Below are 8,821 nucleotides of genomic sequence, written 5' to 3'. Positions count from 1 at the left end.
GACGCGTCGGTGGGCGAGGTCATCGAAACGATGTGCTCGGGCGCGGAAAAGTTGCTCTCCGCCTGGGGACCCCTAGCTCACACCGCGCGCAGATAGCGCTTGGCGATGACGCGTTGCGCCATCACGACAAATGGCCCACCGGCCTTGCTCCACCAGGTCCCCGGACGGGAGAACGCCGTCACCTCCGCGAACACCGCCGAGGTGTTCGGGTCATAGCGAACCGCGAAGCGTTCCTCGCCGGACTCCGGATGGCCCGGCAAGCTGCCATAGGCGAACCCCCGGATATCGGGTTCGTCGATGACGTACACGACGCGGCACGGTGCCCGCAGGAAACCCATCATCCTGACCAGCACCACCGTGGAGACTTCGACGATCTCGGAGCTGGCCTGCACCCGCAGCCCGGACCCGCGCTGCATGCCCCAGTGCATGACCGCATCGGCCGCTTGCTCGAAACGTTCTCGGCCCATGCCGATCTGGGCCGACGTGGCGAGGTGGTCATATCCGGCGGGCAGCTCGCCGGAAGCAGTGGCGCCCACCTCCGAGTAGGTCAGCGGCAGTTCCTCGAGCGCTTCTAGGTCCACCTGGCCAGCTTGCCACGCCAAGATGCGCGGACGCTGTCGCGGCGTACGGTCATAGAAGTGACCACACAGACCCTCGCAGCGGCATCCGGCACGTTCACGCTCGGCGGCGACCTGACCGTCAACCGACTCGGCTTCGGCGCGATGCGCCTGACCGGCAAGGGGGTGTGGGGCCCGCCCGCCGACCGAGACGAATGCGTGCGGGTATTGCGGCGCGCCGTCGAATTGGGCGTGAACTTCATCGACACCGCGGACTCCTACGGCCCCTACATCTCCGAGGACATCATCCGCGAGGCGCTGCATCCCTACTCCTCTCATCAGGGGCTGGTGATCGCGACCAAAGCGGGTCTGTTGCGGACCGGTCCCGACATCTGGATTCCGTTGGGCAATCCGAGCTACCTGCGCCAGGAGCTCGAGATGAGCTTGCGGCGCCTGGGCGTCGACACCATCGACCTGTTCCAGCTGCACCGCATCGACCGGAACTTCCCGTTGGCCGACCAGGTCGGTGAGCTGCTGACATTCAAGAACGAAGGCAAGATCCGCCACATCGGCCTGTCCGAGGTCGACGTCGAGCAACTCAAGGCGGCCCAGCAGATCACCGAAATCGTGTCGGTGCAGAACATGTACAACCTGTCGGCGCGTGGCTCCGAACCCCTGCTGGACTTCGCGACCAGCCAGGGCGTCGGCTTCATCCCGTGGTTCCCGCTGGCCGCCGGACCGCTGGCCGCCCCGGACGGCCCGCTGCAGCGCATCGCCGCTGACCATCAGGCGTCGCCGGGGCAACTGGCGCTGGCGTGGTTGCTCAAACGCTCGCCGGTGATGTTGCCGATTCCCGGGACGTCGAAGGTGGCGCACCTGGAGGAAAACGTCGCTGCGGCCGAGATCACGCTCAGCGACGACGAATTCGAGACGCTGGCGGCAGCCGGGGCTCAAAAGACCGTCTGAATGCGGTGGTCGCCGCTCTGAGCTCATTGCTTGTGTGAAAGCCACAGTTGGGTGATTCCATTCGGCCGCGAATCGCCAGGACATTTTTTTGCTGCAGCGTTAATATTTGCTCTCTCAAAGCGTTGTCGGTCAGGGCGCTTTCGCGGCTCGAATACGGTGTCCTGGTGACAAGCGAACGGGCCAGGCACCCAGGCGGCGGATTCAATCCGCCGGAACCGACGACGAAGGGCGGGCCGGACTACGGCAGGTTCATTGACGCGGTGCGCAAGCTGCAGGATCATGCCCGTGCCGTCGACGCGCCGGACGAGGTGATCACAGAGGCCGCCGACCTGCTCGACAAACTGTCGGTGTTACTGAGCCCGTTCGACGCCGACGAATGGCACTCGCCGTCAGGCCGCCGGATGGACCTGCCGATGCGCGGCAACATCCTGACCATCCCGATGTCCGCCCATAAGACCGAGGACGGCCGGGTCCATGGCTGGGCGCGGTTCGCCCGATTTCACCTGGGACGCAACGGCGCCGTGCACGGCGGGTCCCTGGGGATGCTGTTCGACACCGTGCTCGGCTTGACGGCCGTGCTGCTCACCGGCAGCCGTCGCCAGCGCACCGCCTACCTGAAGATCGATTACCGCCGTATCGTGCCGATCGAAAAAGAGTTGCAGTTCGACGCGGGAATCGACCGGGAGGACGGTCGCAAGATTTTCGTGTCGGGCCGGTTGAGCGCCGGCGACACCCTGCTGGCCGAAGCCGATGCTTTGTTTGTGCGGCTCAAGCCTGGCCAGCCCTGAGGGAGCCCCCCCGATAGCATTGCAACGGTCAATCACGCACAACAAACCCCTGGAGACCCAACCCGATGAGCGCCCCCGCACAGTCCGCCCCGGCAGCCCCGATCCGGGTTCCTGCCGGGACAACCGCGGCCGCCGCGATCGGGGAGGCGGGGTTGCCGCGGCGGGGCGCCCCCGATGCGATCGTGGTGGTGCGCGACGCCGACGGAAAACTGCGCGACTTGAGTTGGGTGCCCGACTCCGACGCCGAGGTCACGCCGGTGGCGGCCAACACCGACGACGGTCGCAGTGTCATCCGGCATTCGGCCGCGCACGTCTTGGCCCAGGCCGTCCAGTACCTCTTCCCGCACGCCAAACTCGGGATCGGGCCGCCCATCACCGACGGCTTCTACTACGACTTCGAGGTGGCCGAGCCGTTCACGCCTGAGGATTTGGCGGCGCTGGAGAAGAAGATGCGCCAGATCGTCAAGGACGGACAGTTGTTCGACCGGCGCGTCTACGAGTCCAAAGAGCAGGCCTGCGAGGAGCTGGCCAACGAGCCCTACAAGCTCGAACTCGTCGACGACAAGTCGGACTTGACCGAGAACATGGCCGAAATCATGGAGGTCGGCGGCGACGAGCTCACCGCGTACGACAACCTCAATCCCCGTACCCGGGAACGGGTTTGGGGCGACCTGTGCCGCGGACCGCACATCCCGACCACCAAGCACATCCCGGCCTTCAAGCTGACCCGCAGCTCCGCCGCGTACTGGCGCGGTGACCAGAACAACGCCAGCCTGCAACGCATCTACGGCACCGCGTGGGAGTCTCAGGAGGCGCTCGACAAGCACCTGGAGCTCATCGAAGAAGCGCAGCGCCGTGACCACCGCAAGCTCGGGGTGGAGCTCGATCTGTTCAGCTTCCCCGACGAAATCGGTTCCGGCCTAGCGGTTTTCCACCCCAAGGGCGGCATCGTGCGCGCCGAGCTCGAGGACTATTCGCGCCGCAAGCACATCGAGGCCGGTTACGAGTTCGTCAACACCCCGCACATCACCAAGGAGCAGCTGTACATCACGTCGGGTCACCTCGAGTGGTACGCCGAGGGCATGTTCCCGCCGATGCACATCGACGCGGAGTACAACGAGGACGGCACGGTGCGCAAGCCCGGCCAGGACTATTACCTCAAGCCGATGAACTGCCCGATGCACCATCTGATCTACCGGGCTCGCGGCCGCTCTTATCGCGAACTTCCTTTGCGGCTCTTCGAGTTCGGCAGCGTCTACCGTTACGAGAAGTCCGGCGTGATACAAGGCCTGACCCGGGTGCGCGGCATGACGCAGGACGACGCGCACATCTATTGCACGCGCGAGCAGATGCGCGACGAGCTGGCGTCGCTGCTGCGTTTCGTGCTCGACTTGCTCGCCGACTACGGCCTCAACGAGTTTCACCTGGAGCTGTCCACCAAGGATCCGGACAAATACGTCGGCTCCGACGAGGTGTGGGAGGAGGCCACCCAGGTTCTGCGCGAGGTCGGCGAGGCCTCCGGCCTGCACCTGGTTCCGGACCCGGGCGGCGCGGCGTTCTACGGTCCCAAGATCTCGGTGCAGGTCAAGGATGCGCTGGGCCGCAGCTGGCAGATGTCGACCATCCAGCTGGACTTCAACATGCCGGACCGGTTCGACCTGGAGTACACCGCCAGCGACGGGTCGCGGCAGCGGCCGGTGCTGATACACCGGGCGCTCTTCGGGTCGATCGAGCGGTTCTTCGGCGTCCTCACCGAGCACTACGCGGGCGCGTTCCCAGCCTGGCTGGCCCCTGTTCAGGTGGTCGGCATCCCGGTCGCCGATGAGCACGTCGCCTACCTGGAAGATGTTGCTGCGCAACTGAAGTCGCACGGGGTGCGGGTCGAGGTGGATGCCAGCGACGATCGGATGGCCAAGAAGATCGTCCACCACACCGGCCAGAAGGTGCCGTTCATGTTGCTGGCCGGCGACCGCGATGTGCAGGCCGAGGCAGTGAGTTTCCGCTTCCGGGATCGCACGCAGCTCAACGGCGTGCCGCGGGACAGCGCGGTGGAGGCCATTGTGCAGTGGATCACCGACCGCGAGAATGCCTCTCCCACAGCCGAACTGGTGAAGGTGAGCGGCCGGTGAGTGACGAGGGACGCGCCGACGAGACCATCCTCGACAGGGGTGCGGGCGAGAGCGACCACCTGCAGCGGTTGTGGACGCCCTATCGGATGACCTACCTCACCGAAGGTCCGCTGAAACGCGACAACGACAAAACCGACCAGCCGTTCACTGACATCCCGCGACTCCCCGACGAGGACGGCCTGGTGGTTGCCCGCGGCGAACTCGTCTACGCCGTGCTCAACCTCTACCCCTACAACCCCGGACATCTGATGGTGGTGCCCTACCGGCGGGTTTCCGAGCTCGAGGACCTCACCGATCCCGAGAGCGCGGAGTTGATGGCGTTCATTCAGAAAGCGATTCGCGTCATCAAAAGCGTGTCTCAGCCGCACGGGTTCAACGTCGGCTTGAACCTGGGGACGTCGGCGGGTGGGTCACTGGCCGAGCACCTGCACGTGCACGTGGTGCCGCGGTGGGGGGGCGATGCTAACTTCATCACCATCATCGGCGGCTCCAAGGTGATTCCGCAGTTGCTGCGCGATACTCGCCAGCTGCTGGCGACGGCGTGGGCGAATCAGACATGAGCAAATCATGAGCAAGGTGCCGTTCCTGTCCCGGGCGGCGTTCGCGCGGCTGACCGAGCCGACCGCCCGGGCGGCGCTGCGGATCGGTCTCACCCCGGATGGCGTCACCATCGTGGGCACCGTCGCGTCGGTGGCGGGAGCGCTGACACTGTTCCCGATGGGCAAGCTGTTCGCCGGCGCCTGTGTGGTTTCGTTCTTCGTAGTGTTCGACATGCTCGACGGGGCCATGGCCCGGGAACGCGGCGGCGGCACCCGATTCGGTGCGGTGCTGGACGCGACCTGTGACCGCATCAGCGACGGCGCGGTGTTCTGCGGGCTGCTGTGGTGGATCGCGTTCCACATGCACGACAGGCTGCTCGTCGTGGCGACGTTGATCTGTCTGGTCACGTCGCAAGTGATCTCTTACATCAAGGCCCGGGCCGAAGCCAGCGGGCTGCGCGGCGACGGCGGCATCATCGAGCGGCCGGAACGGCTGATCATCGTGCTGACCGGCGCCGGCGTGTCGGACTTCCCGTTCGTCGCCTGGCCGCCGGCGCTGCCCATGGCGATGTGGGTGCTCGCGGTGGCCAGCGTGATCACCTGTGGCCAGCGGTTGCACACGGTACGGACCTCGCCCGGTGCCTCGGATCGAATGGCCGCGCCGTGATCACCGCGGTTGGCGCACCCCGCCGGTTGGTGACCCGCACCGCGACCGACTGGGCATACGCGACCGGGTGGATGGCGGTGCGGGCGATGCCAGAATTCGCCGCCCGCAGAGCCTTCGACACGGGGGCTCGCTACGCGGCCCGCCGCGGCGGCCCTCAACAACTGCGCAAGAACCTGGCCCGCGTCATCGGTGCGCGGCCCGCCGATGTGCCGGACGCGCTGATGCGCGCCTCGCTGGCGTCGTATGGCCGCTACTGGCGCGAGGCGTTCCGGCTGCCGACGATGAACCACCGAGTGCTGGCCGTCGAGCTGAACAAGGCGTTTCGCCGGGTGGAAAATCTGGAAGCGGCGATAGCCGCCGGCCGCGGCGTCGTGTTCGCGTTGCCGCACAGCGGCAACTGGGATATGGCCGGGGTATGGCTGGTGCAGACACATGGCACCTTCACCACGGTCGCGGAGCGCCTGCAGCCCGATTCGCTGTACCGGCGTTTCATCGAATACCGCGAGGGTCTCGGGTTCGAAGTGCTGCCGTTGTCCGGCGGCGCTGACACTGCTTTTCGGGCGCCCTTCGATGTGTTATGCGACCGGCTCCGGGACGGCCAAGTGGTGTGCCTTATGGCCGAGCGCGACCTCACCCGCACCGGCGTTCAGGTCGATTTCTTCGGCGAACCCACCCGGATGCCGGCCGGGCCGGCGAAGCTGGCGATCGAGACCGGGGCGGCGCTGCTGCCGGTGCACTGCTGGTTCGAGGACAAGGGCTGGGGTTTCGAGATACATCCGGAGCTGGACTGCACCAGCGGCGACGTCGGCGTCATCACCCAGGCGCTGGCCGACCGGTTCGCGACGAACATCGCCGCCCATCCCGCCGACTGGCACATGCTGCAGCCGCAGTGGCTGGCCGATCTGTCCGATGCTCGACAGGCGCGGCTGAGGGAATCCTGATGCGGATCGGGATGGTCTGTCCGTACTCGCTGGACGTGCCGGGCGGGGTGCAGTCACATGTGCTGCAGCTGGCCCAGGTGATGCTGGCCCGGGGGCATGAGGTCAGCGTGCTGGCGCCCGCTTCGCCGGACACCCCGCTGCCCGACTACGTCGTTTCGGCCGGCAAGGCCATCCCGATTCGCTACAACGGTTCGGTGTCGCGGCTGCAATTCAGTCCGGCGGTGCACGGCAGGGTCAGGCGCTGGCTGGCGGACGGTGACTTCGATGTACTGCACCTGCATGAACCGAATGCGCCCAGCCTGTCGATGTGGGCCCTGCGGGTGGCCGAAGGCCCGATAGTGGCGACGTTTCACACCTCCACCACGAAATCGCTGACGCTGACGGTGTTTCAGGGGGTGCTGCGGCCCTGGCACGAGAAGATCGTCGGCCGCATCGCGGTGTCCGACGTGGCCCGGCGCTGGCAGATGGAGGCGCTGGGGACCGACGCGGTGGAGATCCCCAACGGCGTCGACGTGACTGCGTTGGCCTCGGCGCCGCTGCTGGACGGGTATCCGCGGCCCGGCAAGACGGTGCTGTTCCTGGGCCGCTACGACGAGCCGCGCAAAGGCATGGCGGTGCTGCTCGATGCACTGCCGAAAGTGGTGGAACACTTCGGTGATGTGCAGCTGCTGGTCGTCGGCCGCGGCGACGAGGACCAATTGCGCGGCCAGGCAGGCGAAATGAACCGCTACATTCGTTTTCTTGGCCTGGTGGACGACGCCACCAAGGCCTCGGCGATGCGCAGCGCCGACGTCTACTGCGCGCCCAACACTGGCGGCGAGAGTTTCGGCATCGTCTTGGTGGAGGCGATGGCGGCCGGCACTCCGGTGGTGGCCAGCGACCTGGACGCCTTTCGTCGCGTGCTGCGCGACGGTGAGGTCGGCCGGCTGGTGCCGGTCGGCCCCCCAGATTTACAAGCCGACGCGCTGGCCGATGCGCTGATCACGGTGCTGCGGGACGACGCGTTGCGGGAACGCTACGTGGCCGCCGCTTCCGAAGTCGTCGGGCGCTATGACTGGTCGGTGGTCGCCGGCCAGATCATGCGGGTCTACGAGACGGTCGCCGCGTCGGGCTCCAAGGTCCAGGTGGCGAGCTGATGACGTGGCTGGTTGTTGCGGCCAGTATGGGGCTAGCGCTGCTGGTCCTGATGCTTGCCATTGTCGGCGCCTGGGCATATCGCACCGCACACCGGCTGGACCGGTTGAACGTCCGCTACGACCTGTCCTGGCAGGCGCTGGACGCTGCGCTGGCGCGCCGCGCGGTGGTGGCGCGTGCGGTCGCGATCGACGCCTACGGCGGCGCTGCCGAGGGCAGGACGTTGGCGGCGCTGGCCGACGCCGCGGAGAACGCGCCCCGGCATGCGCGCGAGAACGCGGAAAACGAGCTCTCCGCCGCGCTGGCGGTGGTCGATCCGGCGTCGCTGCCGGCGGGTCTGATCGCCGAGCTGGCCGACGCCGAAGCCCGCGTGCTGCTGGCCCGCCGATTCCACAATGACGCCGTCCGGGATACCCTCGCGCTGGCCGAGCGACCCATGGTGCGCACCTTTCGGCTCGGTGGAAGCGCAGCGCTGCCAAGCTATCTCGAGATCGTCGAGCGACCGCAGGCGCAGGCGCATAGCGATCACGGCGCGCCCAACCACCGCACGTCGGCACGGGTGGTTCTGCTGGACGACACCGGCGCGGTGCTGTTGCTGTGCGGTTCGGATCCGGCGATCACCGACGGGTCCGCGTCTCGCTGGTGGTTCACCGTCGGCGGGGAAGTGCGGCCCGGCGAGCGGCTGGCCGAGGCCGCCGCGCGCGAGCTGGCCGAAGAAACTGGTCTGCACGTCACCCTGGCCGACATGGTGGGACCCATCTGGCGGCGCGACGAGGTGTTCGAGTTCAACGGCTCACTGATCGACAGCGAGGAGTTCTACCTGGTGTACCGCACGCAGCGGTTCGAGCCGTCCAGCGCGGGGCGAACCGAGCTGGAGCGCCGATATATCCACGGGGCCCGCTGGTGTGACGCGAACGACATCGCCGAACTCGTCGCGGCCGGTGAGCAGGTGTATCCGCTGCAACTCGGCGAGCTGTTGCCTTCACTCAACCGGGTGGCCGGTGCTTCCGTGGACACCGAAGCGGGCGTGCCGCTGTCGATCCGCTGATCGCCGGGCACAGACCCTAAAACTCGCTTGTCGCCCACCACTAGAGTGGAAT

The 8,821-nt window shown here is 66.9% G+C and carries 9 protein-coding genes; 8 read left to right on the top strand and 1 reads right to left on the bottom strand.

Features of this window, described 5'->3' with window-relative positions; translation table 11 throughout:
- Positions 1-77: 77 nt before the first annotated feature.
- The gene (locus ACLP9N_RS33670) at positions 78-581 is read right to left on the bottom strand and encodes a DUF1990 family protein (RefSeq protein WP_442411458.1); all 504 of its coding nucleotides are present in this window, start codon (positions 579-581) and stop codon (positions 78-80) included.
- A 57-nt stretch (positions 582-638) separates the two neighbouring features.
- On the opposite strand from ACLP9N_RS33670, the gene ACLP9N_RS33665 reads away from it, so the two are divergent.
- From ACLP9N_RS33665 to ACLP9N_RS33630, 8 genes are all read left to right on the top strand, one after another.
- The gene (locus ACLP9N_RS33665) at positions 639-1,523 is read left to right on the top strand and encodes an aldo/keto reductase (RefSeq protein WP_442411457.1); all 885 of its coding nucleotides are present in this window, start codon (positions 639-641) and stop codon (positions 1,521-1,523) included.
- 164 nt (positions 1,524-1,687) lie between these two features.
- The gene (locus ACLP9N_RS33660) at positions 1,688-2,311 is read left to right on the top strand and encodes a PaaI family thioesterase (RefSeq protein ID WP_442411456.1); all 624 of its coding nucleotides are present in this window, start codon (positions 1,688-1,690) and stop codon (positions 2,309-2,311) included.
- A 65-nt stretch (positions 2,312-2,376) separates the two neighbouring features.
- Positions 2,377-4,440 carry a threonine--tRNA ligase gene (thrS, locus tag ACLP9N_RS33655; RefSeq protein WP_442411455.1) on the top strand — a complete coding sequence of 688 codons (2,064 nt, stop codon included), beginning with the start codon at positions 2,377-2,379 and terminating at the stop codon, positions 4,438-4,440.
- Positions 4,437-5,000 carry an HIT family protein gene (locus tag ACLP9N_RS33650; protein WP_442411454.1) on the top strand — a complete coding sequence of 188 codons (564 nt, stop codon included), beginning with the start codon at positions 4,437-4,439 and terminating at the stop codon, positions 4,998-5,000. Before thrS ends, ACLP9N_RS33650 begins: the two co-directional genes overlap by 4 nt.
- 7 nt (positions 5,001-5,007) lie before the next feature.
- Entirely contained in the window at positions 5,008-5,646 is a 639-nt protein-coding gene (pgsA, locus tag ACLP9N_RS33645) for a phosphatidylinositol phosphate synthase (RefSeq protein WP_442411453.1), read from the top strand.
- The gene (locus tag ACLP9N_RS33640) at positions 5,646-6,587 is read left to right on the top strand and encodes a phosphatidylinositol mannoside acyltransferase (RefSeq protein ID WP_442411459.1); all 942 of its coding nucleotides are present in this window, start codon (positions 5,646-5,648) and stop codon (positions 6,585-6,587) included. Before pgsA ends, ACLP9N_RS33640 begins: the two co-directional genes overlap by 1 nt.
- Positions 6,587-7,723 (top strand): glycosyltransferase family 4 protein, encoded by a 1,137-nt coding sequence (locus ACLP9N_RS33635; RefSeq protein ID WP_442411452.1) that lies wholly within the window; start codon positions 6,587-6,589, stop codon positions 7,721-7,723. Before ACLP9N_RS33640 ends, ACLP9N_RS33635 begins: the two co-directional genes overlap by 1 nt.
- Complete coding sequence (locus ACLP9N_RS33630; RefSeq protein ID WP_442411451.1) at positions 7,723-8,769, top strand: NUDIX hydrolase; 1,047 nt, start codon at positions 7,723-7,725, stop codon at positions 8,767-8,769. Before ACLP9N_RS33635 ends, ACLP9N_RS33630 begins: the two co-directional genes overlap by 1 nt.
- The last annotated feature ends 52 nt before the right edge of the window (positions 8,770-8,821 follow it).

The organism is Mycobacterium sp., assembly GCF_052144515.1.
Classification (GTDB): Bacteria; Actinomycetota; Actinomycetes; order Mycobacteriales; family Mycobacteriaceae; genus Mycobacterium.
Note: the sequence above shows the minus strand (reverse complement) of the source record. Positions and strands in the feature narration are given on the sequence as shown.

Bases quoted from the DNA above. Each gene is read 5' to 3' on its own strand.
- thrS (WP_442411455.1), top strand. From the start codon at position 2,377: ATGAGCGCCCCCGCACAGTCCGCCCCGGCAGCCCCGATCCGGGTTCCT.
- pgsA (WP_442411453.1), top strand. From the start codon at position 5,008: ATGAGCAAGGTGCCGTTCCTGTCCCGGGCGGCGTTCGCGCGGCTGACC.
- ACLP9N_RS33635 (WP_442411452.1), top strand. From the start codon at position 6,587: ATGCGGATCGGGATGGTCTGTCCGTACTCGCTGGACGTGCCGGGCGGG.
- ACLP9N_RS33630 (WP_442411451.1), top strand. From the start codon at position 7,723: ATGACGTGGCTGGTTGTTGCGGCCAGTATGGGGCTAGCGCTGCTGGTC.